The organism is Rhodoferax sp. (assembly GCF_030646845.1).
In the GTDB taxonomy this organism is placed as follows: domain Bacteria; phylum Pseudomonadota; class Gammaproteobacteria; order Burkholderiales; family Burkholderiaceae_C; genus Rhodoferax.
In genome coordinates this window covers 185,571-209,973 of the sequence record NZ_JAUSLE010000063.1, presented here as the reverse complement: position 1 = coordinate 209,973, position 24,403 = coordinate 185,571, and the positions used below count along the sequence as shown (strand labels likewise).

23 protein-coding genes are annotated in these 24,403 nt (G+C 60.6%); 15 read left to right on the top strand and 8 right to left on the bottom strand.

Annotated features, from left to right (window positions below; all coding sequences use genetic code 11):
* The 3 genes from Q7T10_RS16005 to Q7T10_RS15995 form a co-directional block, all read left to right on the top strand.
* Positions 1-2,203, top strand: a 2,203-nt coding sequence (locus tag Q7T10_RS16005; RefSeq protein ID WP_304750237.1) for a PAS domain-containing sensor histidine kinase, incomplete at its 5' end; no start/stop codon positions are given.
* Positions 2,203-3,141, top strand: coding sequence for a diguanylate cyclase domain-containing protein (locus Q7T10_RS16000; protein ID WP_304750255.1), 939 nt, complete (start codon positions 2,203-2,205; stop codon positions 3,139-3,141). The genes Q7T10_RS16005 and Q7T10_RS16000, both read left to right, overlap by 1 nt.
* 76 nt (positions 3,142-3,217) lie before the next feature.
* Positions 3,218-4,066, top strand: a complete 849-nt coding sequence (locus Q7T10_RS15995; protein WP_304750236.1) for a response regulator — start codon at positions 3,218-3,220, stop codon at positions 4,064-4,066.
* Between the two features lie 28 nt (positions 4,067-4,094).
* On the opposite strand, the gene Q7T10_RS15990 is transcribed toward Q7T10_RS15995, so the two are convergent.
* Genes Q7T10_RS15990 through Q7T10_RS15980 form a run of 3 tightly spaced genes read right to left on the bottom strand, consistent with a single transcriptional unit; the run spans position 4,095 to position 7,079 of the window.
* On the bottom strand, positions 4,095-5,348 hold the full coding sequence (locus Q7T10_RS15990) for a triacylglycerol lipase (RefSeq protein WP_304750234.1): 1,254 nt from the start codon (positions 5,346-5,348) through the stop codon (positions 4,095-4,097).
* 18 nt (positions 5,349-5,366) lie between these two features.
* The gene (locus Q7T10_RS15985; protein WP_304750233.1) at positions 5,367-6,311 is read right to left on the bottom strand and encodes a pseudouridine synthase; all 945 of its coding nucleotides are present in this window, start codon (positions 6,309-6,311) and stop codon (positions 5,367-5,369) included.
* Between the two features lie 57 nt (positions 6,312-6,368).
* Positions 6,369-7,079, bottom strand: coding sequence for a Crp/Fnr family transcriptional regulator (locus tag Q7T10_RS15980; RefSeq protein WP_304750232.1), 711 nt, complete (start codon positions 7,077-7,079; stop codon positions 6,369-6,371).
* A 173-nt stretch (positions 7,080-7,252) separates the two neighbouring features.
* Here Q7T10_RS15980 and Q7T10_RS15975 point away from each other — a divergent pair, with 173 nt between their 5' ends.
* The 9 genes from Q7T10_RS15975 (at position 7,253) to Q7T10_RS15935 (ending at position 17,873) form a co-directional block, all read left to right on the top strand.
* A complete protein-coding gene (locus tag Q7T10_RS15975) occupies positions 7,253-9,199 on the top strand; it encodes a long-chain fatty acid--CoA ligase (RefSeq protein WP_304750231.1) in 1,947 nt (648 codons plus the stop codon).
* Between the two features lie 17 nt (positions 9,200-9,216).
* Complete coding sequence (locus tag Q7T10_RS15970) at positions 9,217-10,002, top strand: ABC transporter ATP-binding protein (RefSeq protein WP_304750229.1); 786 nt, start codon at positions 9,217-9,219, stop codon at positions 10,000-10,002.
* Positions 10,003-10,011: 9 nt separating this feature from the next.
* Positions 10,012-10,941 carry a branched-chain amino acid ABC transporter permease gene (locus Q7T10_RS15965; protein ID WP_304750227.1) on the top strand — a complete coding sequence of 310 codons (930 nt, stop codon included), beginning with the start codon at positions 10,012-10,014 and terminating at the stop codon, positions 10,939-10,941.
* A 90-nt stretch (positions 10,942-11,031) separates the two neighbouring features.
* On the top strand, positions 11,032-12,108 hold the full coding sequence (locus Q7T10_RS15960; RefSeq protein WP_304750225.1) for a branched-chain amino acid ABC transporter permease: 1,077 nt from the start codon (positions 11,032-11,034) through the stop codon (positions 12,106-12,108).
* 53 nt (positions 12,109-12,161) lie between these two features.
* A complete protein-coding gene (locus Q7T10_RS15955) occupies positions 12,162-13,478 on the top strand; it encodes an ABC transporter substrate-binding protein (protein ID WP_304750224.1) in 1,317 nt (438 codons plus the stop codon).
* Between the two features lie 115 nt (positions 13,479-13,593).
* Positions 13,594-14,403 (top strand): ABC transporter ATP-binding protein, encoded by an 810-nt coding sequence (locus tag Q7T10_RS15950; RefSeq protein ID WP_304750222.1) that lies wholly within the window; start codon positions 13,594-13,596, stop codon positions 14,401-14,403.
* Positions 14,404-14,414: 11 nt separating this feature from the next.
* Positions 14,415-15,671: a phenylacetate--CoA ligase family protein gene (locus Q7T10_RS15945; RefSeq protein ID WP_304750220.1), complete on the top strand. Its 1,257-nt coding sequence runs from the start codon at positions 14,415-14,417 to the stop codon at positions 15,669-15,671.
* A 106-nt stretch (positions 15,672-15,777) separates the two neighbouring features.
* The gene (locus Q7T10_RS15940) at positions 15,778-16,764 is read left to right on the top strand and encodes a tripartite tricarboxylate transporter substrate-binding protein (RefSeq protein ID WP_304750218.1); all 987 of its coding nucleotides are present in this window, start codon (positions 15,778-15,780) and stop codon (positions 16,762-16,764) included.
* A gap of 158 nt (positions 16,765-16,922) precedes the next feature.
* Positions 16,923-17,873 (top strand): tripartite tricarboxylate transporter substrate binding protein, encoded by a 951-nt coding sequence (locus Q7T10_RS15935; protein ID WP_304750217.1) that lies wholly within the window; start codon positions 16,923-16,925, stop codon positions 17,871-17,873.
* A gap of 24 nt (positions 17,874-17,897) precedes the next feature.
* Here the strand turns inward: Q7T10_RS15935 and Q7T10_RS15930 are convergent, their stop codons facing one another.
* Positions 17,898-18,224: a DUF1840 domain-containing protein gene (locus tag Q7T10_RS15930; protein WP_304750215.1), complete on the bottom strand. Its 327-nt coding sequence runs from the start codon at positions 18,222-18,224 to the stop codon at positions 17,898-17,900.
* A 26-nt stretch (positions 18,225-18,250) separates the two neighbouring features.
* Between Q7T10_RS15930 and Q7T10_RS15925 the strand changes: the two genes are divergently transcribed.
* Together Q7T10_RS15925 and Q7T10_RS15920 are read left to right on the top strand one after the other, a co-directional pair.
* A complete protein-coding gene (locus tag Q7T10_RS15925) occupies positions 18,251-19,333 on the top strand; it encodes an aminopeptidase (protein ID WP_304750213.1) in 1,083 nt (360 codons plus the stop codon).
* Positions 19,326-19,652 carry a polyhydroxyalkanoic acid system family protein gene (locus tag Q7T10_RS15920; protein ID WP_304750212.1) on the top strand — a complete coding sequence of 109 codons (327 nt, stop codon included), beginning with the start codon at positions 19,326-19,328 and terminating at the stop codon, positions 19,650-19,652. The genes Q7T10_RS15925 and Q7T10_RS15920 overlap by 8 nt, the downstream gene beginning before the upstream one ends.
* A gap of 63 nt (positions 19,653-19,715) precedes the next feature.
* On the opposite strand, the gene Q7T10_RS15915 is transcribed toward Q7T10_RS15920, so the two are convergent.
* Entirely contained in the window at positions 19,716-19,970 is a 255-nt protein-coding gene (locus Q7T10_RS15915; protein ID WP_304750210.1) for an acyl-CoA-binding protein, read from the bottom strand.
* A gap of 134 nt (positions 19,971-20,104) precedes the next feature.
* On the opposite strand from Q7T10_RS15915, the gene Q7T10_RS15910 reads away from it, so the two are divergent.
* Positions 20,105-21,664, top strand: coding sequence for a wax ester/triacylglycerol synthase family O-acyltransferase (locus Q7T10_RS15910; protein WP_304750209.1), 1,560 nt, complete (start codon positions 20,105-20,107; stop codon positions 21,662-21,664).
* A gap of 4 nt (positions 21,665-21,668) precedes the next feature.
* Here Q7T10_RS15910 and Q7T10_RS15905 read toward each other — a convergent pair whose 3' ends face one another.
* The 3 genes from Q7T10_RS15905 to Q7T10_RS15895 are packed head-to-tail and all read right to left on the bottom strand — an operon-like array spanning position 21,669 to position 24,380.
* The gene (locus Q7T10_RS15905) at positions 21,669-22,442 is read right to left on the bottom strand and encodes a hypothetical protein (protein WP_304750208.1); all 774 of its coding nucleotides are present in this window, start codon (positions 22,440-22,442) and stop codon (positions 21,669-21,671) included.
* A gap of 25 nt (positions 22,443-22,467) precedes the next feature.
* Positions 22,468-23,133, bottom strand: coding sequence for a TetR/AcrR family transcriptional regulator (locus Q7T10_RS15900; RefSeq protein WP_304750207.1), 666 nt, complete (start codon positions 23,131-23,133; stop codon positions 22,468-22,470).
* Positions 23,127-24,380 (bottom strand): patatin-like phospholipase family protein, encoded by a 1,254-nt coding sequence (locus Q7T10_RS15895; protein ID WP_304750206.1) that lies wholly within the window; start codon positions 24,378-24,380, stop codon positions 23,127-23,129. Before Q7T10_RS15895 ends, Q7T10_RS15900 begins: the two co-directional genes overlap by 7 nt.
* Positions 24,381-24,403: the final 23 nt, after the last annotated feature.

Sequence of the window (24,403 nt, the reverse complement as noted above, 5' to 3'; positions counted from 1 at the left end):
GCGCGGCATCGAGGACATCTACGAGCTGACCTACATCCGCAAGGACGGCAGCCGCTTTCCGGCGGTGGTGTCGGTCACGGCGCTGCGCGACGCTCAAAACGTCATCATCGGCTACCTGTTGATCGGCACCGACAATACCGCGCGCAAGCAGGCCGAGGAAGCGCTGCTCAAGGCCGGGGCCCTGCAGAGCGCGATTTTTAACAGCGCCAATTTTTCGAGCATCGCCACGGACGCCAAGGGCGTCATCCAGATTTTCAACGTCGGCGCCGAGCGCATGCTGGGCTACTTGGCCGCCGATGTGATGAACAAGATCACCCCGGCCGACATTTCGGATCCGCAGGAAGTGATCGCACGTGCCAAGACGTTGAGTGCCGAACTCGGAACCCAGATCGAGCCGGGCTTCGAGGCGCTGGTGTTCAAGGCTTCGCGCGGCATCGAGGACATCTACGAGCTGACCTATATCCGCGAGGATGGCAGTCGCTTTCCGGCCGTCGTGTCCGTCACGGCGCTGCGCGATGATCACAATGCCATCATCGGCTACCTGCTGATCGGCACGGACAACACCGCGCGCAAGGAGGTCGAAGCAGAACAGAAAAAGCTCGACCAACGCCTGCGTGACCAGCAGTTCTACACCCGGTCCCTGATCGAATCCAACATCGACGCGATCATGACCACCGATCCAGCGGGCATCATCACCGACGTCAACAAGCAGATGGAGGCACTCACCGGTTGCACGCGTGACGAACTGATCGGCGCGCCGTTCAAGGATTACTTCACCGACCCGGAGCGGGCCGAGGCGGGCATCAAACTGGTGCTGAGCGAAAAGAAGGTCACCAATTACGAGCTCACCGCGCGCGCCAGGGACGGCAAGGAGACGGTGGTGTCCTATAACGCGACCACCTTCTACGACCGCGACCGCAAGCTGCAGGGCGTGTTCGCCGCTGCGCGGGACGTTACCGAGCGCAAACTTCTTGATCAGGTGCTGCAGGAAAAGAACGTCGAGCTGGAGAGCGCCAGATTCGTGGCGGAAAAAGCCAATCTCGCCAAATCGGATTTTCTCTCCAGCATGAGCCACGAATTGCGCTCGCCGCTCAATGCGATCCTCGGCTTTGCCCAGCTCATGGATTCGGGCTCACCCCAGCCCACGCCCACCCAGAAGGCCAGCATCGGCCAGATTCTCCATGCTGGCTGGTATTTGCTGGAGTTGATCAACGAAATCCTCGATCTCGCCCTGATCGAGTCCGGCAAGCTGTCGCTGTCGCTGGAGCCGATGTCCCTGCCCGAACTGCTGCTCGATTGCGAGGCCATGATCGAACCGCAGGCCCAAAAAGGCGGCATTCACGTCAGTTTTCCGAAGTTCGATGGCCCGTACGTTGTCAGCGCTGACCGGACCCGGCTGAAACAGGTGCTGGTGAACCTGCTGTCCAACGCGATCAAGTACAACCGCCCGGGCGGCACGGTCGAAGTGACGTGCCGCGCGGTGACCGCACAGCGTCTGCGCATCAGTGTGCAGGACAGCGGGGAAGGATTGTCGGCGGACAAACTCGCCCAGCTGTTCCAGCCGTTCAACCGGCTCGGACAAGAGGCGGGCGCCGAAGAAGGCACCGGCATCGGCCTGGTGGTGAGCAAGCGGCTGGTGGAGCTGATGGAGGGTGAAATTGGTGTGCAAAGCATTGTCGGTGTCGGCAGCGTGTTCTGGATTGAACTGAACCAGGCGGCCGCATTGCAGCTCCCCCCCGATATGGACGGACCGACGGCGATGCTGCGCGCACGGGTGCATGATGGCATGGCGCTGCGCACCCTGCTGTATGTCGAAGACAACCGGGCCAATATGCAGCTGGTTGAGCAACTTATCGAGCGTCGTCCCGACATGCGCTTGTTGAGTGCGGGGGATGGCTTGCGCGGGATCGCGCTGGCGCGCATTCATAAGCCTGACGTCATTCTGATGGACATCAACCTGCCTGGCATCAGCGGCATTGAGGCGCTGAAAATTCTGCGTGAAGATCCTGCCACCCGGCACATCCCGGTCATGGCACTGAGTGCCAACGCCATGCCCCGTGACATTGTGAGGGGTCTGGAGGTCGGATTCTTCCGCTATCTCACCAAGCCGATCAGGGTCAATGATTTCATGGAGGCGCTGGACACCGCGCTGGAATTTGCACAAAGCGGAATGGACGGTGCGGCCGTGGAAGATTTCATGTGATGGTTGACGCTGCCGATATTCTTGATGCCCGTATCCTGATCGTCGACGATCAGGAAGCCAACGTGCAGCTGCTGGAGCAAATGTTGCGTCAGGCCGGCTATCGGTGCCTGACGTCGACGATGGATCCACATGCCGTGTGCGACCTGCATCGCGTCAATCAGTACGACCTGATTCTGCTCGATCTGCAGATGCCCGACATGGATGGTTTCCAGGTAATGGAAGGCCTGAAGGAAGACAAGTTGGGTGGCTACCTTCCTGTGCTCGTGATCACGGCCCAGCCGGGTCACAAGCTGCGCGCGCTGGCCTCGGGCGCGAAAGACTTCATCAGCAAACCATTTGACCTGATGGAGGCCAGGACGCGCATTCACAACATGCTGGAAGTGCGCCTGTTGTACAAGCAGCTTGAAGATAGCAACCGTGCCCTGGAGTCCCTGGCGCTGCATGACCCGCTGACCGGGCTGCCCAACAGGCGGCTTTTGATGGACCGCATTGCGCTGGCCATTGCCCATGCGCACCGGAACAAGGGCAACATGGCGGTGATGTATCTCGATCTCGACGGGTTCAAGCAGATCAACGATACCTTGGGTCATGATGCGGGCGACGCCCTGCTGGGGCTGGTGGCCGCCCGTCTGGTCGGCGCTGTGCGTCAGGAGGACACGGTGGCGCGGGTGGGGGGCGATGAATTCGTCATCGCTTTGCCGCAATTGAGTCATGGTGACGATGTGGCCGATCTGGTGTCAAAAGTGATACAAGCCGTGTCACAGCCCTACAGCATTCAGGGCCGTGGCGTGGATGTGACGGCCAGCGTCGGTGTCAGCGTTTACCCGACGCATGGTGATAACGTGGAGACGCTGATGAAGAGCGCGGATCTGGCCCTGTATGCGGCCAAACGCGCAGGAAAGAACGACTACCGCATCTCAGGGTACGCCGACCTGTGATGGCGACGCAGAGTTGACGTAAGCTGTCGCCGCAGGACTTTGATCTCAGTGCAAATTGACAAGAAAGCGAATTTTTATGGTTAGTACCGCCGATATTTTCAATGCCCGTATTCTGGTCGTGGACGATCAGGACGCCAACGTACGGCTGCTGGAGCAAATGCTGCGTGAAGCCGGCTATCAGTCCCTGACCTCAACCATGGACCCCTATGCCGTGTGTGCACTGCATCGCGCCAATCACTACGACCTGATACTGCTCGATCTGCAGATGCCCGGCATGGATGGTTTCCAGGTGATGGAAGGCCTGAAGAAGGTTGACCCTGATGGCTATGTGCCGATTCTCGTGATCACGGCCCAGCCGGGCCACAAACTGCGCGCGCTGGCCTCGGGCGCGAAGGATTTTGTCGCCAAACCGTTTGACCTGGTTGAAGTCAAGACGCGCATTCACAACATGCTGGAAGTGCGCCTGCTGTACAAGAAACTCGAACAATACAACGAGGTGCTGGAACAAAAAGTGCAGGAACGCACGGCCGAACTGCTTGAAAGCGAAGCGCGCTTTCGTCGCTTGACGGAACTGGCCTCCGACTGGTACTGGGAGCAGGACGAGAAAGGGACTTTCACCCGGGTTTACGGTCCCGTGCTGGAGATGCTCGGCATCCCGCTTGACTCCCTGCTTGGCGAGATCACGGAAGAGCAGGCGGTGCGCTGGAATGAGGCCGAACGCGCGGTGCTCAAAGCCAACATGGCGGCGCGGCGGCCGTTCCTCGATTTCGTCTTCAGCCGGAGCGATGCCGACGGTTCGCACCAATATTTCCAGGTGAGCGGGGAGCCAATGTTTGACGCAACGGGCCGCTTTACCGGTTATCGCGGTGTCGGACGGGACGTGACCGAGATCATGCGCGATATCGCGCAACCGCAGACAGCCTAGACTGCCCCAAACCGGGGGGCAGTCAACTTCAGGCGTGCCCCGGCGTCAGCCACTGCACGATTTGCCGCATCACATCAGGGCTGCTCAGCAAGGCCACATGACCGGTGCGGTAGGCAATCCATTGCGATGTTTTTGCAAACTCCAGGCTGCGTTGAGGGTCGTCATGCTGCCCCAGTGCGCTGTGCAGCGGCACCAGGCCGTCACCGATCAGACGGTCGGCCAGGGTGCCGCGCTTGGGCGCCAGGGTGGCGGCCACGGCATAACAGGCCACACCTTCAGGCAGGGGTACGAACTGGCGGCTGTCGGGCTTGCGATGAAAACGGTCATGGCCTTGCCAGTCAATGTCGAGCACATGGCCATAACGCAAATCGGTGATCCCGGCGCTGCGCAAATGGCCCAGCTTGGCAAAAGGCGCGGTATAGGGCGTGCTGCCCAGGATCACGTCCACCCAGTTGCCGGCCCGCTCCAGCGGGGCGCCGTGGTGCGGCGTGCCCAGAAAAACGATGTTCTTCAGATACGCCGGCCAGCGCAAGCCCTCCACTTTGGCGTAGTGAAAAGCGCTGCGGGTCAGCAAGCCGCCCATGCTGTGGGCGACCACGGTGATGTCTTCAATGGGGACGGGCCAGTGCGTGACCAACTGCTCCAGCATGGTTGACAGTTGATGCCCATTTTCTGAGGTGTGCAGGCCGGAGTTGTAGCGCAGATAAACCGGCGTGTAGCCCAGGCTGGATGCCAGTGCTTCGCCATGGTCAACCACCTGCCCCTTGTGCTGCGCGTGCCACTGCAGGTCGTTCATGCACAGACCGTGGATCAGCAGCAGGACCTTGCCCGTGGCCTGCGGCAGGCTCAGGGGCGCCTGCCAGTCCAGGGCTTCACCCCGGTAGCGCAGGGTCATGCGGGTTGCGAGCGGGTTGTTACTCTGAAGCAGGCGGTCACCCATCACGCCATTGAGGGCTGCGAGTACGGCTTCGCGCTCCGGCGTGCCGGGTCTGGCATCTTCAGCCGACTCCAGCATGGGCTGCAGCCTGGCCAGCAGGGTGTCCACGCCCTGGCCAAGCAGCTGCGTGACGCGCCGTATGCTCTGGTAGACCAACCCCGTGATGCCGCGTGCCTGCCCCGGCGCCTTGCCGCCGGGCGCACCCAGGGTCTTCCACACGGACTGGTGCACGCCTTCGGCGATATGCGTCACGCCTGTGGTGGCCTGCGTTGCGAGCTGGGCAATGCCGCGAAGGTCTGCGGCGCGCAGGTGCTTGAGTGGGTTCTGAGTTGCGGGTTTGGTCATGATGCTGGGGCGTCGCTGCTAGAAGCGCTCGTGCGGCGCCAGGTAGCGCCACTGGCCCACGGGCAGGTTGCCCAGCATCACATTGCCGATGCGCACGCGCTTGAGGCCCACCACTTTCAGGCCCACCAGTTCGCACATCCGGCGGATCTGGCGCTTCTTGCCCTCGGTCAGCACAAAGCGCAGTTGCTCGGGGTTCTGCCATTCGACCTTCGCCGGTTTCAGGGCCTGGCCGTCCAGGCTCAGGCCGTGGCGTAACAGGCGCAACTTGTCAGCGGGGAAGACCGATTGCACATCGGTGCTCACCGGATCGTCATCGTCGATGCGGCTCAGTTGCGTCGTCTTGCCGCCATAGGTAGCGGCAGCGGACGTGGCGGCCGCGGTGTTCTCGGCGCCGGTGTACACCACCCGCACCAGATACTCTTTCTCCATCACCGAATCTTCGCCGATCAGCTGGCGCGCCACGCGCCCGTCCTGCGTCAGCACCAGCAGGCCGGTGGAGTCGATGTCGAGCCGCCCGGCCGGCACCAGGCTTTTGAGCTGGCTGGGGTGGAAGAAAAAGCGGGCGTTGTCCTCGGCCCAGCGGTTTTGTGGCTGCACCAGGGTGATGGCGGGCTCATGGCCATCCTCGGCCTGCCCGCTGACCAGCCCCAGCGGCTTGTTGATCAGCACCGTGACCTGGTTGGCCTGCTGGCCCTGCGCCTGCTTGTTGATCTCAATGCGCACATCGGGCGTGACCTGCATGCCCATGGTGGCGACCTCGCCGTTGACCTTGACCCAGCCTTTGCCAATCCATTCGTCGGCCTCACGCCGGGACGCCAGACCGAGTTCGGCCATGCGTTTGTTGAGGCGCAGGGTGCCATTGGGGCCGATGGCCGCCGTGTTGCGTTGACCTGCCGGAATGGGCGCACGACTGGGAGGCGGGGCTGCGCGACGGAAGACGGGGGGTGTTTTGGAGTTTGTCATTTGCTATATTTTTTGTAGCTGCTTGCGCATATTTTACGGGGGCTGGCGGCTAATTTACTATGAAAAAACCCGGGAGCGCAGGGCTTGCAGGTCCAGCACCCGCAGGCCGCCGTATTCGACCCGGATGGAGCCTTGCGCGGCCAGCGAGGTCAGGGCTTCGTTGACGCGCTGGCGCGACAGGCCCACCAGATAGGCCAGTTCCTGCTGCGTGATGCGCAACACCTCGCCGACGCCGGGATACAACACCGGGTTGAACAGCGCGGCCAGGCTGCGGGCCACCCGGATGTCGGGGTTGGTCATGCGGTCGATCTCGCGCGCGGCAATGAACTGCCCCAGCCGTTCATTGAGCTGGTTCATGACAAAGCGGTTGAAGCCGATCGAATGGTCCAGCAGCCAGTGAAAGGTGTCCACATGCACCCCGGCTACCAGACTGGCGCGCAGGGCCTGGATGTTGTAGCGGTAGGTCTCGCGCTTGAGGGCGGTGCCTTCGCCAAACCAGCCACCCGGCGGCACGCCGGTGAAGGTCATGGTCTGGCCTTCGGCGTTGTCGCTGCTCATCTTGAGCAGGCCGTCCACCACGCCAAACCAGTAGGTCACAGGACGGCCGGTGCGGCACACGAATTCGCCGGGGCTGGCCTCGGCGATCTGGAGCTCGTCCACCGCCCGCTCGCGCTCAACCGGCGCCAGCAGGCGAAGCCATGGAATGGTGTCGAGTTCGGCCGCGCTCAGGCGGCGCCGGCGCTGGTGCAGAGAGGTTTCGGAGCCCATGGGTGAGTTGCGCTGTAAGCAGACAGAAAGTGCAGGGAAAACACCTACCTGGAAAAGTCCTGATTGTCGTCCAAACGACAACCTGACGTCAAACGAGTGACTATTATTTGGTCCATTCCAGCAACCAGACGACTCGTGTCCAGGTTGCTCCCATTTGAAGACAAGGTACCGGGATGCAGACGACTTTCCCTCGACTTCTTTTAGATCACGCCGCCAAACGCCCGCTGGAGCCGGCCATGCGCGAGAAAGAGTACGGCATCTGGCAGGCGCTGTCGTGGGCTGATCTGGCCGCGCTCGTGGAGCAGCTGGCGTGTGGCCTGCACCAGGCCGGGCTGCGCCGCGGTCAGCACATGGTGGTGGTGGGGGCCAACCGGCCCCGCCTGTACGCCACCATGCTGGCAGCGCAATCGCTGGGTGCTGTTCCCATCCCCCTGTACCAGGACGCCGCCGCGCTGGAGTGCGTGTTTCCCATCAACGACGCCGAGGTGTGTTTTGCCTTTGCGGAGGACCAGGAGCAGGTCGACAAGCTGCTGGAAATTCGTGACAAGTGCCCCCAGTTGGCGCACATCTATTTCGATGATCCGCGGGGCTTGCGCAACTACGACGAACCGGGACTCGCGTCGCTGGATGAGCTGGTGGCCTCGGGCCAGGCGTTTGCCGCCCTGCACCCCGAGTTTGTGAAGACTGAGGTGAACCAGGCCCGGCCCGATGATGTGGCGGCCATGTTTTTCACGTCAGGTACCACCGGCAACCCCAAAGGCGTGGTACATACCCACAACTCGCTGCTGAACCGCGCCAAGGCGGGGGCTGACTTTGACAAGCTGACGCACGCTGAAGAGGTGCTGGCGTATTTGCCACCGGCCTGGATTGGCCAGAATATTTTCAGCTATGCCCAGTGGCTGGCCTGCGGCTACGTGGTGAATTGCCCCGAGTCGGCGGCCACCGTCACCATCGACCTCAAGGAAGTCGGCCCAACCTATTACTTCGCGCCGCCCCGGGTGTTTGAAGGCCTGCTCACCAGTGTGATGATCCGCATGGAAGACGCGGGGGCCCTCAAGCGCCGCATGTTTCACTATTTCATGTCCGTAGCGCAACGGGTGGGCCCTGCCAAGATGGATGGAAAAGCGGTTTCCTTTACCGATGCCGTGTTGTACGCGCTGGGTAATCTGATGGTGTACGGCCCGCTGCGCAACAACCTCGGCATGAGTCGTGTGCGCGTGGCCTACACCGCCGGCGAGGCGATTGGCCCGGATCTCTTCACGTTTTATCGCTCCATCGGCATCAACCTCAAACAGCTCTATGGCTCGACCGAGACAGCCGTGTTTGTGTGCCTGCAGCCGGATCACGAGGCTCGCGCCGACACGGTGGGCGTCCCGATCGCCGGGGTGGAGATCAAGGTGGCCGACAACGGCGAGATTCTGGTCAAGTCACCTGGCCTGCTCAAGGAATACTACAAAAATCCGGCTGCCACCGCCGAGGTGCTGACCGCCGACGGCTGGTACCACACCAGTGACGCCGGCTTTCTGGACGCCCATGGTCACCTCAAGATCATCGACCGCGTGAAGGATGTGGGCCGCATCAAGGGCGGCGTCAATGACGGCGCCATGTTTGCGCCCAAGTATGTGGAAAACAAGCTCAAGTTCTTCCCGCACATCAAGGAAGTCGTGGCCTACGGTGACGGTCGCGAAAAAGTGTGCGTCATGATCAATATTGACTTCGACGCGGTTGGCAACTGGGCCGAACGCCGCAACCTGCCCTATGCCGGCTACACCGATTTGGCGCAAAAACCCGAGGTCTACCAACTGATCAAGGAATGCGTGGAAAAAGTCAACGCCGACTTGAGCGTGGACACCTTGCTGGCTGGTTCGCAAGTGAGCCGCTTTCTGGTGCTGCATAAAGAGCTGGATGCCGATGACGGCGAGCTGACCCGGACCAACAAGGTTCGCCGCGGCTTCATCGCCGAAAAATACCAGGCGCTGGTGGATGCCCTGTACGGCGGCAAGACCTCGCAGTTCATCGAAACCCAGGTCAAGTTTGAAGATGGCCGCACCGGCAGCGTCAGTGCCACACTGAGAATCGACGACGCAAAAACTTTTGCGCCGGTCAAGGCCGCTGCCTGAATACCGACTGAAGCACCATGGCGACAAAAAAAATTGGCGATGTCATTCTTGACGTCAAGAACATTTCCCTCAGTTTCGGTGGCGTTAAGGCGCTGACCGATATTTCCTTCAATGTGCGCGAACATGAGGTGCGCGCCATCATCGGCCCCAACGGCGCCGGCAAGAGCTCCATGCTCAATTGCATCAATGGTGTGTACACGCCTCAACAGGGGTCGATCACCTTTCGCGGCAAGACCTTCAGCCACATGGACAGCCATGCAGTGGCGGTCATGGGCATTGGGCGCACCTTCCAGAACCTGGCCTTGTTCAAGGGCATGAGCGTGATCGACAACATCATGACCGGCCGCAATCTCAAGATCAAAAGCAATTTGCTCTGGCAAGCATTGCGTGTCGGTCCGGCCCAGCGCGAGGAAGAAATGCACCGCGAAAAAGTCGAGCACATCATCGACTTTCTGGAAATCCAGGCCTACCGCAAAACGCCCGTGGGCCAGTTGCCTTATGGCCTGCAAAAGCGCGTCGACCTGGGTCGTGCGCTGGCGATGGAGCCGCAAGTGCTGTTGCTCGACGAACCCATGGCCGGCATGAATGTGGAGGAGAAGCAGGACATGTGCCGCTTCGTGCTGGACGTGAATGAAGAGTTCGGCACCACCGTGGTGCTGATCGAGCACGACATGGGTGTGGTGATGGATATCTCGGACCGCGTGGTGGTGCTGGATTACGGCATGAAGATTGGCGACGGCACGCCTGACGAGGTCCGAAACAATGAAGACGTGATCAGCGCCTATCTGGGCACCAGTCACTAAGGAAAAAAAATGGCATTCTTTTTTGAAACATTGCTGGGCGGCCTGATGGCCGGCATGCTGTATTCCCTGGTGGCGCTGGGCTTTGTCCTGATCTACAAGGCCTCCGGCGTATTCAACTTCTCGCAAGGCGCCATGGTCTTGTTCGCCGCGCTGGGGATGGCCCGCTTTGCCGAGTGGATTCCGGGCTGGACCGGCATCAGCAACCCTATTGCTGCCAATGTGCTGGCCTTCCTGATGGCCGGCGGCATGATGTTTGTCGTGGCCTGGCTGATTGAGCGGCTGGTGCTGCGCCACCTGGTCAATCAGGAGGGGACGACCCTGTTGATGGCCACCCTGGGGATTGGCTACTTCCTGGACGGCATCGGACAAACCATTTTTGGCAGCGACATTTACAAGATCGACATTGGCATGCCCAAGGAGCCCATCCTGGCATTCGAGAGCCTGTTTGAGGGCGGCATTCTGATCAACAAGGAAGACCTCTATGCCGCTGTAATTGCCGCGGTCCTGGTGGCCCTGCTCAGTGTGTTCTTCCAGAAAACCGCCACCGGGCGGGCGCTGCGGGCGGTGGCGGACGACCACCAGGCGGCGCAGAGCATTGGCATTCCACTGAACCGTATCTGGGTCATTGTCTGGTGTGTCGCCGGCGTGGTGGCGCTGGTCGCCGGAATGATCTGGGGCAGCAAGCTGGGTGTGCAGTTCTCATTGACCACGGTGGCCTTGCGCGCCTTGCCGGTGGTGATCCTGGGCGGTTTGACCTCGGTACCCGGCGCCATCATCGGCGGGCTGATCATCGGCGTGGGTGAGAAGCTGTCAGAGGTGTTTTTGGGACCCTATGTGGGCGGCGGCATCGAAATCTGGTTTGCCTATGTGCTGGCCCTGGTGTTCTTGTTGTTCAGGCCGCAAGGATTGTTTGGCGAAAAAATCATTGACCGTGTGTGAAGACGCACGGCACGATTTTTCAGTGAACACTCGACCCGCATAGTGAAGCGACGCGTGTTGAACCTAAAAGATTACTAGAGATCCACAAGTATGTTCTACAGAGAAAACGGTCAGTTCAAGACCAGCTATCGCGCCGACAGCCAGATATTCCCGATTGCGCAAGACCGCTGGGCGGTATTGCTGATCATCGCCGCCGCTTTTATCGTCGTGCCGATGGTGGGCAGCGACTACATGTTTCGGGCCATTCTCATTCCATTTTTGATCATGGCGCTCGCGGCCCTGGGTGTGAACATCCTGGTCGGTTATTGCGGTCAGATTTCTCTGGGTTCCGGCGCTTTCATGGCGGTCGGTGCCTATGCCGCCTTCAATTTCTTTGTGCGCGTGCCGAACATGCCGCTGATTCCGGCCCTGATCCTGGGCGGTCTGTGTTCTGCCGCCTTTGGCATCCTGTTTGGTTTGCCCAGTTTGCGCGTCAAGGGCCTGTACCTGGCGGTCGCCACGCTGGCGGCGCAGTTCTTCAGCGACTGGATGTTTCTGCGCATCAAATGGTTTACCAATGATTCGCCATCGGGGTCGGTGTCGGTGTCGGGGCTGCAGGTGTTTGGTGTACAAATCGAGAGCCCCATTTCCAAGTACCTGCTGTGCCTGACCATTCTCGTGGTGCTGGCCCTGCTGGCCAAGAACCTGGTGCGCTCGGCAATCGGCCGGGAATGGATGGCCATTCGCGACATGGACGTGGCTGCTGCGGTGATTGGTATCCGGCCCATGTATGCCAAGCTCAGCGCCTTTGCCGTGAGTTCATTCATCATCGGCGTGGCCGGCGGGCTGTGGGGTTTTGTCTACCTGGGGTCGTGGGAGCCGGCGGCGTTCTCCATCAACTTGTCATTCAGTCTGCTGTTCATGGTCATCATTGGTGGCATGGGTTCCATCATGGGCTGCTTCTTTGGTGCCGGCTTTATTGTCCTGCTGCCGATTGCCCTGAACCAGTTCCTGCCCATGCTGGGCAATCTGTTTGGTTTCCAGATATCAACCTCCGGCATTTCGCACGCCGAATTGATTATCTTTGGCGGCCTGATCGTGTGGTTCCTCATCGTGGAGCCCCACGGCCTGGCCAAGTTGTGGTCCATCGGCAAGCAGAAGCTGCGGCTGTGGCCTTTCCCGCATTGAGATTGTTTTTCGTTAACCCAGGCACCTTGGTGCCTCATATTTAGGAGACAAGCATGAAAATCAAAAATATCGCAGTGGCTGCCCTCATCGCCGCCGTGGGCTCTGCTGCCTTGGCTCAGGCCAAGGAGCAGTTCTTTCCGGGTCTGCCGTATCGCACCGGCGCCTATGCCCCCAACGGTGTGCCTTGGGCCAACGGCTACGCCGATTACCTCAAGCTCGTCAATGCCCGCGGCGGCATCAATGGCGTGAAGATCATCTATGAAGAGTGCGAAACCGGCTACGACACCGCGCGCGGTGTGGAGTGCTATGAGCGCCTCAAAGGCAAACATGGTGGTGCCACCGTGTTCCAGCCACTGTCGACCGGCATCACCTTTGCCCTGACGGAAAAGGCGCCAGGCGACAAAATTCCCTTGATCACTGCAGGCTATGGCCGCAGCGAGAGCCAGGACGGTACCGTTTTCAAATGGAACTTCCCATTGGCAGGCACCTATTGGCTGGCGGCGGATGCGCTGGTGCAGACCCTCGCCAAAAAAGAAGGTGGCCTGGACAAGCTCAAGGGCAAGAAAGTCACACTGGTGTACCACGACTCACCGTATGGCAAAGAACCTATTCCCTTGCTGCAGGAACGTGCTTCCATGCACGGTTTCAACCTGCAATTGCTGCCCGTGACCGCGCCTGGTGTGGATCAGAAATCCACCTGGCTGCAGGTGCGTCAGGCCAAGCCTGACTATGTGCTGCTGTGGGGCTGGGGTGTGATGAATTCCACCGCTCTGAAGGAAGCACAAGCCACCGGCTACCCACGGGAAAAAATGTACGGCGTCTGGTGGTCCGGCGCAGAGCCTGACGTGAAAGACGTGGGTGAAGGTGCCAAGGGCTACAACGCGGTCACCATGCAGCACGGTGCCGAGCCGCAGTCGGCCGTGGTCAAGGAAATCATGGCCAAGGTCCATGACAAGGGCCAGGGTACCGGACCCAAGGACGAAGTGGGTCAGGTGTTGTACATGCGTGGTGCCATGAGTGCCATGCTGGCCGTCGAAGGTGTGCGTCGTGCGCAGGAACGCTTTGGCAAAGGCAAGTGGGTCAGCGGCGAACAGGCACGCTGGGGCTATGAGAATCTGGCCCTTGACCAGAAGAAACTTGATGCATTGGGTTTCGGTGGCGTGATGCGTCCGATCAGCACCTCATGCGCGGACCACATGGGTTCCAACTGGGCGCGTGTGCACACGTGGGACGGCAAGAAGTGGGCGTTCTCGTCTGACTGGCTGCAGGCGGATGAGCAGGTTCTCAAGCCGCTGGTGAAATCCACGGCCGCGAAATACGCCGCAGACAAGAAGCTGACACCCCGCACGCCTGCGGACTGCCAGTCCTGATAAAGACCCGGTTCCCGGCCCGCGCATCTGGCGCGGCGGGGGCTGGAGGTTCGCAAGAACCTCCAGCCGAAAGGGCAGCCTCGCTGGTCTTTCGGCTGGTAACCACACATTCATCATGAGCACTCCAAACATCGTTCTCAACGTCAATGGCATCGAGGTCATTTACAACCACGTCATCCTGGTGCTGAAGGGGGTTTCCCTGAACGTGCCCGAAGGAAAGATTGTGGCCATTCTGGGTGGCAATGGCGCGGGTAAAACCACGACACTGCGCGCCGTCTCCAACCTGCTCAAAGGGGAGCGCGGTGAAGTGACGAAGGGCTCGATTGAACTGCGCGGCGAGCGCATCGAGAACCTTTCGCCCGCGGACCTGGTGCAGCGCGGCGTGGTGCAGGTGATGGAAGGGCGCCACTGCTTTGCGCACCTGACCATCGAGGAAAACCTGCTCACGGGCGGCTACACCCGCAAGAACAAAGCAGAAGTGGCGGCCAATCTGGAGAAGGTCTACAACTACTTCCCGCGCCTCAAGACGCGGCGCGCCAGTCAGGCGGCCTACACCTCGGGTGGAGAGCAGCAGATGTGCGCCATTGGCCGCGCCCTGATGGCCAACCCGAGCATGGTGCTGCTGGACGAGCCGTCCATGGGCCTGGCGCCGCAGATTGTGGAGGAGGTGTTTGAGATTGTGAAAGACCTCAACCTCAAGGAGAAGGTCACCTTCCTGCTGGCAGAGCAGAACACCAACATGGCACTGAAGTACGCCGACTACGGCTACATCATGGAGTCCGGTCGCGTGGTGATGGACGGTGTGGCCAGCGACCTCGCCAACAACGAAGACGTCAAGGAGTTCTACCTGGGCGTGGGCGGCGGCGAACGCAAGAGCTTCAAGGACGTGAAGAGTTACAAGCGTCGCAAACGCTGGTTGGCATAAGGGCTGTGCAAATGAACAACTATTTCGATGCGCTGGAAACGCGCGACAACGCCGAGCGTGAAGCCGCGCTCATGGCCGCATTGCCGGGCCAGGTGGCCCATGCCAAAAATTCGTCAGCGGCGCTCAAGGAGATCTTGAAGGACGTCGAGCCAGCCGGCGTGACCAGCCGGCAGGCGTTGGCCAGCCTGCCCGTGACCCGCAAGCATGAGCTGCTGGAGCGCCAGCAGGCCACGCGCAGCGCCGGCGGCGATGTGTTTGGTGGCTTTAGCGCGCTGGGCTTCGGCGCCCACATGCCGCGCATTTTTTCCAGCCCCGGCCCGATCTACGAACCGGAAGGCGTTTCACCGGACTACTGGCGCATGGCACGCGCCATGTTCGCTGCGGGTTTTCGCCCCGGTGAGCTGATTCACAACTGCTTCAGCTATCACTTTGTACCGGCCGGCTCGATGATGGAGACCGGCGCCCACGCGCTGGGTTGCACCGTGTTCGCAGGGGGCACCGGCCAGACCGAGCAGCAGGTTCAGGCCATGGCCCAACTGCAGCCCGCAGGCTATATCGGGACGCCCAGTTTTCTGAAAATCATTGTGGACAAGGCGGCTGACATGGGTGTGGCCTTGCCCAGTGTGAAGAAAGCCATGTTTGGCGGCGAGGCGTTTCCGCCGTCCCTGCGCGACTGGTTTGCCGAGCGCGGCATTGCCGGTTACCAGTGCTACGCCACGGCCGATCTGGGTTCGATTGCCTACGAAACCCAGGCGAGAGAAGGCCTGGTGCTGGATGAGCGCGTGATCGTCGAGATCGTGCGACCCGGTACGGGCGACCCGGTCAGTGACGGTGAAGTGGGCGAGGTGGTGGTGACCACCTTGAACCCGGTCTATCCCCTGATCCGGTTTGGCACCGGCGATCTGTCGGCCGTGCTGACGGGGCCATGCCCCACCGGGCGCACCAACACCCGCATCAAGGGCTGGCTGGGGCGGGCGGACCAGACCACCAAGATCCGGGGCATGTTTGTGCACCCGGGTCAGATTGCCGACATCGTCCGCCGCTTTCCAGAAGTGGCACGGGCTCGCCTCGTGGTGACTGGTGAGATGGCGAATGACGCCATGACGCTCAAGGTCGAGACCGCGTGTGGCGGGCCGGATGCGCTGGCGGCGAAGATTGGTGAGGCGATCCGTGACGTGACCAAGCTGCGCGGCCAGGTCGAACTGGTTTTGCCCGGCAGCCTGCCCAATGATGGCAAGGTCATTGAGGATGCACGCAGCTACAAGTGAGCTCAGTCAGAAGGTACCTGATCTGGCGTTTTCTAGGTAGTTTCCGCATTGCGCAGCGGGTCGCCGTGCCCTACGCTCAACACATTGTTTTATATGGAGTTGAGACATGAAACGTTTACTGGTTCTGGCTGCCGCCGTGACGGCACTTTTTGCCAATGCGCAGGGCTACCCTGGCAGCAAGCCGATCACCTTCGTGGTGCCCTTTGCTGCCGGCGGACCGACTGACCGCGTGGCGCGGGACTTGGCGGAAGCCATGCGCAAGACCATGGGCGGTGGCGCCAACTTTGTGGTGGAAAACGTCAACGGTGCCGGTGGCACGATCGGCGCCACCAAGGTTGCCAAGGCCAATCCGGATGGCCACACACTGTTGCTCTGGCATATCGGCATGGCGTCCACCGCAGGGCTGTACCGCAAGCTGCAGTACAAACCACTGGAAGATTTTGAATACCTGGGCATGGTCAATGATGTCCCGATGACCCTGATTGGCAAGCCGCAACTGCCTGCCAATACCTACCGCGATTTTGAAAATTACATCCGGGCGAACAGTGGCAAGCTCAACATTGCTCACGCAGGTCTGGGGTCAGCCTCCCACCTGTGCGGACTCATGTGGCAGTCGGCCGTCAACGCCAAAGAGGCGATGACCACGATCCCGTTTGGCGGCACGGCGCCCGCCATGACGGCCCTGATCGGCGGGCAGGTTGATTTGATGTGTGACCAGACCACCAACACGACCGCCCAGATTGAATCGGGTCGGGTCAAGGGGTTTGCCGTCACCACGGCCGGTCGCCTGTCAAATCACAAGGTTCTCAAGGACTACCCGTCCCTGCAGGAGATGGGTCTGAAGGGTTTCAACCTGACGATCTGGCACGGTCTGTACGCACCCAAGGGAACGCCTGCGCCGGTGCTCAAGCAACTCAATGACGCAATGAAGCTGGCGTTGAAAGACCCGGAATTCATCAAGAAGCAGGAAGGTCTGGGCGCGATCGTGGTGACTGACAAACGCATGGACCCCGCAGGCCACAAGGCCTTCGTCACGGCGGAAATAGCGAAGCTCAAGCCGCTGATCGAAGCAGCGGGCAAGTTCGCAGACTGATTCGCCGGACATCCGAACCAAGCCGCCCGATTTGCGTCCGGCGGCTTTTTTTATCAGCGGCATGGTCATGCCGGAACCCGAAACCTGAGGAGACTTCAATGACATCAAATTTCAAGACAAATCGCCGGCTAGCCCTCGCCATTTCTGTCGGAACTGCTATGTTTTCAATAGCAATTCCGGCCTTGGCGCAGACCGCCTGGCCGACCAAGCCGGTGAAAATCGTGGTGCCGTTTGCACCCGGTGGCACCACCGATATCCTGGCCCGTGCCGTGGCACCGGAGTTGTCGAAGGCGTTCGGTCAGACTTTCATCGTCGACAACCGTGGCGGAGCCGGGGGCAACGTGGGGGCCGATATTGTGGCCAAGTCGCCAGCGGACGGCTACACGCTGTTGATGGGCACAGTGGGTACCCATGGCATCAACAAGTCCCTGTACAGCAAAATGCTTTACGACCCGCAAAAAGACTTCGCGCCGATCACTCTGGTAGCAGGGGTGCCCAATGTGATGGTGATGCAGACGGAGAAGGCCAAAGCACTGGGCATCAACAGTGTGTCGGACTTCATCGCTTACGCCAAGGCGCACCCGGGCCAGCTCAACATGGCGTCCAGTGGCAATGGCACCTCCATTCACCTGGCCGGCGAACTCTTCAAGTCCATGACGGGGATTTTCATGACGCACATTCCCTATACGGGCTCGGGCCCCGCCATGATGGGAATGGTGTCGGGCACGGTGGATGTGATGTTTGACAACCTGCCCTCCGCCATGCCGCAGATCAAGGGGGGCAAGCTCAAGGCGTTTGCCGTGACCAGCTCGCAGCGTTCTGCCGCCATGCCCGATCTGCCCACGATTGAAGAGGCAGGCAAGCTCAAGGGCTTCGAAGCCAGCAGCTGGTTTGGGTTGCTGGCACCAGCGGGTACCCCGGCAGACGTGGTGTTGAGGCTTCAGCAGGAAACCGCCAAGGCGCTCAACTCGCCGGCCATCAAGGAAAAACTGCTGGCCCAGGGCGCCATTCCCAGCGGCAACAGCCCCCAGGAATTTGCCCGGTTGATCGATGCTGAAATCAAGAAGTGGGCGCCGGTGGTGAAAGCGTCCGGCGCCAGGGTCGATTGAGCTTTATTTGTCGCTCATCCTCATTTAGACGCCCCAGACAATTTCGGTGCCGGCTTTTTCGCAGCGGCGCAGCATCTCGATAAAGGGCAGGGCGCGTTGGCGCAGTGAGATAGCTTCGAAGCGCGGTGCTGGCTCGCCGCGGGCCAGCGCATCTGCCACGGCGGCCTTCTGTTCAGATTCCTCTTTGGCAATGGCCGCTTCCAGCGCATCGACCGCGGCGGACATCTGTTCGGGCAGGATGATGCCCTTGGCGCCCGCGGCGTCCTTGCCGATGATGTCCAGCACGCGCTGTCCATTGGGCTGCAGCATGATGACATCACCGGTGGTTTTGGATTTGAATTTGTAGAGCATAGAGGCACATCGTAAACTGTTCCCCAATGCGCGTCTTTCAATTTCTCGCCCTCGTGCTGCTCACCCCGTGGCTGGCGGGTTGCGCCGACACCAGCTATTACCTGCAGTCGGTTGGCGGGCACCTGCAAATGATGCAGGCGGCCCGGCCGGTGACGCAGTGGCTGGCCGATGAGAGCGTTGAGCCCGCCTTGAAGCAGCGCCTCGCCCTGGCCCAGCGCATTCGCAGCTTCGCCGTGACTGAACTTCACTTGCCCGACAACGCCAGCTACCAGCGCTACGCCGACTTGCAGCGCCGCGCCGTCGTCTGGAATGTGGTGGCGGCACCCGAGTTTTCGCTCACCCTCAAGACCTGGTGTTTTCCGGTCATGGGGTGTGTCGGCTACCGCGGCTACTTCAGCGAAGCCGAGGCGCGCGCTAAAGGACGGGAACTCGCCGCTGCCGGGCTGGAGACCAGCGTGTATGGCGTACCCGCCTATTCCACGCTGGGCTGGCTGAACTGGGCCGGCGGCGACCCCCTGCTCAACACCTTCATCCGCTATCCGGAAGGCGAGCTGGCCCGCATGATTTTTCATGAGCTGGCGCACCAGGTGCTGTATGTCAGGGACGACACCTTGTTCAACGAGTCCTTCGCCACCGCGGTGGAGCGCCTGGGTGCCGAGCGCTGGCTGGCGGCGCAAGGTTCGGAGTCCGCCCGGCGCGAGTATGCCGAGTTTGACGGACGGCGCCGGCAGTTTCGCGCGCTGTGCCTGGCCACGCGCACCCGGTTGGCGCGCATTTACAAGCAAAATGAGCCGTCAGCCCCCGATAAACAAGCGTTGTTAGCTATGAAAAATATAGCAATGCAGGATTTTCGGGATGACTACACCCGGCTCAAAAGCAGCTGGGGTGGTTATGCCGGTTATGACGCCTGGGTGGCCGGTGCCAACAATGCCGCGTTTGGCGCTCAAGCTGCCTATGATGAACTGGTCCCGGCTTTCGAGGCCTTGTTTGTTGCGCAAGGCAAAGACTGGTCGCGGTTTTATGATGCGGTCAGGCGGCTGGCGGAAATGCCAGCACCTGAACGGGCCAAGGCCCTGAAAGAAATATCAACGGAGCACACAAGTGGCTGATCTTCATATCCTGCGTGAACACGGTCTTGGTCTGATGGAGGCGCGAAAGATCGCCTTCAAGTGGGCGGAGCACGCCGAAGAAGAATTCGGCATGGCCTGTACCTATGAAGAGGGAAAGGCCGCGGACGAAGTGAGTTTCACCCGATCCGGCGTGCAGGGCACCTTGTCCGTCACCAAGGACCGGTTCGAACTCAATGCAAAGCTTGGTTTTCTCGTGGGCGCGTTCAAGGCAAGGATTGAGAGCGAGATCGTGAAAAATCTCGATGACCTGCTCACGCCGAGGCCGCCTGCAAAGACGCAGATGGCCAGGAAGAAATGAGCAGCGGCCCACAGGGGGCCGCCGTTCTGCGCAAACCAGCGGGCGCCGGCTCGTGTAGGTGCTTCAGCTCAGGGATTCGATCAGGTCAATGTATTGCTGCATGGCGTCCTCGTTGGACGTGCCTTTGAGCCCATTCCAGGCGTCCCATTTGGCGCGCCCCACCATGTCGGTGAAGCCGGGCTTCTTGTCCGCGTTGTCGCCCACGCTGGCCTGCTTGTACAGCGCGTAAATCTTGAGCAAGGTCGCGTTGTCGGGGCGCTCCGTCAGGTTCTTTGAATTGGCAACGGCGGCTTCGAATTTCTTCTTCAGGTCAGGCATTTTTTTCTCCGGATAGGGTGAATACCCACACACTTGGGGTATTTGCGCAGTATCTTACGGTTCGTTTTACCTACAGAATAGGGGGCCTTCCCCAAGAACCGCATTTGCACCATTTTCCCCCGTCTGGAGTAGTCATGGTTACCCGCATCATTGCCAAGAAAGTCGCCAACAAGGCACCGCGTCGAGCGGCGGCCAAAGTGGTCCGGAAGAATGGAGCCGATGCCGATCAAGGCACACCGGGCTCGACGGGCGAGCGCATGAGCAAGGTCGATACCGCCTGGCTGCGCATGGACTCCCCGATGAACCTGATGATGATCGTGGGCGTGTGGATCATCAAGCCGGGCGTCAGCTATCGGGCCGTGTGTCAACGCGTCGAGGAGCGGCTGCTGAAATACCCGCGCTTCGGCCAGCGGGTAGAGCAGGACGCCCTCGGTGCCATTTGGGTCAGGGACGAGGGCTTCCGGATTGAACGGCATGTGGTGGTCGAGAAACTGCGTCCCTCGGCGAAAGGTGGCGAGCAACAAGCCTTGCAGGACCGTCTGGGCGAACTGGCGGTTCAGCCGCTCGACATGAACCATCCGCTGTGGCAATTCCACCTGGTGGAGCACTACCAGGGTGGCTCGGCCTTGATGGCGCGCATTCATCATTGCATTGCCGACGGTATTGCCCTGATTGCGGTCACGCAGTCGCTGATGGACGGTGGGTCGGAACCCCCGCAGCGCACATCGAGAGCATCGCATCATGAGGGCGAGGCGGGTGCTGAGGACTGGGTTGCGGACATGCTGATCAAGCCGTTCACCGATGCGGCGGTCAAAGCGCTTGGGGCGGCGGGGGATGGGGCCGTCAACGCCATGGAGATGATGATCGAGCCGAAGAAAGGTCTCGGAAAGGGCATGGAACTGGGCCTCGCCGGTTCGGTAGAACTCGCCAAGCTGGCTTATCACGTGGTTCGTGACGGTGCCGCCCTGGCGCTCATGGCCGATGATTCGCCTACCCGCCTCAAAGGCATTCCCGGCGCGGCCAAACGCGTGGCATGGTGCCAACCGGTCCCGCTCGACGAAGTAAAGGCAGTGGCGAAGGCGCTGAACTGCTCCATCAACGATGTCCTATTGAGTTGCGTGGCCGGCGCGATAGGCGAATATCTCAGATCCTTTGGCGATGAGATTACGGGCAAGGAAATCCGGGCCATGGTGCCGGTGAACCTGCGCCCCATTGAAGACGCTTACAAATTGGGCAACCGCTTTGGCCTGGCGCCCGTGGTCTTGCCCATTGGCATAGAGAACCCGGTGGAGCGCGTGTATGAAGTGCGACGCCGCATGGGCGAGATGAAGGGCAGCATGCAGCCTCTGCTGGCCTACGGTCTGCTGGCGGTGGCCGGCTTGCTGATCAAGCCGGCGCAAGACGCCATGCTCAGCCTGTTCTCCAAAAAAACCACTGCCGTCATGACCAATGTTCCGGGGCCGCGCGAAAAACTCAAATTCTGTGGCGCCACGCTGGAGCAAAACCTGGTGTGGGTGCCTCAATCCGGCACCGTGGGCTTGGGGGTTTCTATTCTGAGCTACGGTGGCGGCGTGCAGTTTGGCGTGATCAGTGATGCGAAGCTGTGCCCTGATCCCCAGAAAATCATCAATGAATTCGAGCCGGAATTTTCCAAGCTGGCCATGGTCACGTTGATGCTGCCCTGGGGCGAATGACGGGTCAGTCTGCCAGTTCCACCCGGGCCATTTCCACATCCAGTCGTTCCATGGCGTCCATGGGTGTGGCTGCGGCTGCCTGCTCATAGAGCCGGGTGGCTTCCTTCATCATCCTGTCGCCCTCGAGCATGACCATGGCGTTCGCATATTCGATCATGCCAATGGCTGAGTCGAAGTTCAGTTTGAGCGCGTCTTGCAGCAGCTTCAGGCCGGTGTCTTTCCGGGCGCCGTAGGTCATGCCGCCAATGAGCGAGCCCACCTTGTCAATGACCTCGGCGTGGAACGTTCCCAGCGCGATGTGGGCATCGGCGTGATTGGGCTGAAGCTCAATTACCTTCTCCAACGATCCCTTGACCTTGCTGCCAAGCCCCTGGGCCAGCGCCTTGGCCACGCTGATGCCCTGGCAGTAACGTCCCAATGCGTAGGCCTGCCAGTAATGGGCGTTGACGTTTTGTGGATCTTCCTGGGCCTGGGCTTCAGCGCGCCGGGCTACTTCCATGTACAGGTCGAGCCGGGTTTTTTCCTTCTTTTCAAGGTAAGTGGCATAGATGCACGCGGCCTTGTTGGCGACGGTCAGACCGGCACCACCGAGACTGAGTCCCATGTCCACGGCCTGCTGGAATTCGCCGCTGTGAAACAGGGCCCAAGCCTGCAGCACCTGGACGTCCCGGGGCAGCGGCTCGGTATCGCCGGCATGCAGTCGCGCCCAGTTCTGCTGCACACGGGTGACATCAAACGCATAGTCGCCCGCATAGGGAAAAGCGGTCCATTTGGCCATGTTTGTCTCCTCTGCCTGACTTTTTTTATTTGTCGGTGTGATTATTGTAGGCGCCCACCAGCTTGAGCAAATGCAGGCGCTGCCCCTGCTCCAGATAGGGCGCCAGCAGGTTTAACACGTGTTGCGCACCCCGCAGCAGGGCGGACTGCGCGTTTTCGGGTTCCAGTGCCCGGCGTGGGTCGCGTACATACTCAAAGCTCAGCCAGTAGGTTAGTACCACCACCATGCTGGTGGCCGTAGCCTCGACCTCGCGCGAATCAATATGAACCGCGCCGGCGCGGCTCATGCCGTCCAGCAGTGCCTTCACGGCACGGGTTTTGTTTTTCAGGACGGCCTGGAAATGGGTTTCCAGCCGGCGGTTTTTGCTGAGCAGATCGTTCAGGTCGCGGTACAGGAACCGGTATTGCCAGATCAGCTCAAACAGGCTGTGCATGAAGAACCAGGCGTCTTCCACGTCGCGCACGCCGTCGCTGGCGTTGAGCAACTCATTGAGGGCACGCTCGTAGCGGTCGAACAGCGAGTTGATGAGTTCGTCCTTGGCCGGGGAATGGTAGTCAAGGTTGCCCGGGCTGATACCCAGTTCGGCCGAGATCAGGGTCGTGGACACATTGGGCTCGCCGAAGCGGTTGAAAAGCTCCAGCGTGATTTCCAGAATGCGCTCGGCTGTGCGCCTGGGCGCCTTTTTCACCACGAGGGGGTTTCCTTGTGTGCTGCGGACCGCACGACGTGACCCAAGTCGTCCATGATTTCCTGCAGGTTCGCAATCGCCCGCCCGATCTGGGTGGGCGCTTTGGCGGGGGCGGTCAGGTGCCGTTTCGGGTCATCCAGGGCTTCATGGTGCAGCGTGATGCCATGGCGCCAGAGGGTCGCTGAGAGACCGGTCTTGCGCGAGCGCAGCATCTGCCGCGTTTGCTGGTAGGCGTGTTCCGCCAGATGGCGGCGTTGGGCGTAGCTGAAGGTATTGGCCAGATACAGCTCGGGGTCACGGTGGTCGGGTTCGATCAGGATGATGTCGGTGTCCGGATAGCTGCGTTCGTACTGCTTCATGCCCAGCACCATGCGCGAATGAATCATGGAGCGAAAGGTCTGGCTCAACACGGCAGGCAGGCCGCCATCGACAATGCGCGGGATATGCTGTTTCTCGGCTGGCAGGCCACGCTGCATGACTTTGGCTACGTGGGGCGCCGTGGCGTCGAATGGCACCAACGGGTTCAGGCACAGCATCAGGTCCATACCCTCGTCCAGGGCGACGGACGCATGCATGGTTTTCTTTAAGGCACCGTCAACATAGTAGCTGTCGTCAATTTCCACAGGGGGGAACAGTCCGGGCAGAGCGGAGCTTGCCTGGACCGCTTTGGAGATGGGGACATGGTCCCATCCGGGGCGACCAAAGGGCGCTGCTTCGCCACTGTCCAGATTCGTGGCCACCAGTGTGAGCTGGGTCTTGAGTTGGCGGAAGTCGTTGGTGCGGCCTTCGCGCGAGAACAGGCGGGCCATCTGCACGTGGATCTGCTCATTGGAGAAGACGCCGGTCGGCAGGCCCGGAGCCAAGCGCTCCAGCGCATGGATAAACGATTTGCGGCCCGCCGTCAGGTGCCACAAAGCCGATATCAACAGGCTGGGCAGCATGATGCCGCGACGCGCAAATTCACCGTACGCCGGCGAGAGCAGCCAGGACGGATCGAATGTTTCGGACGGCTCGTCGTCATTCTCAATAAATGAGGCACACAGCGTGCGCGGGGTGATGCCATTGGCCAGCCCGGCGGCGATGAAGCCGCCAGCCGAAACCCCCACATAGTGCTGCAGCTTGGTGAAGTCGATCCCGTTCAGGGACTCTTCCAGCGCACACAGGGCTCCGATCTCATAGATGGCGCCCAAGGGACCGCCACCCGACAGCGCCAAAGCAATTCTTGGTGGGCGTGATGATTTACGCTTCATAAGCACAAAGTGTAGAGCTGATG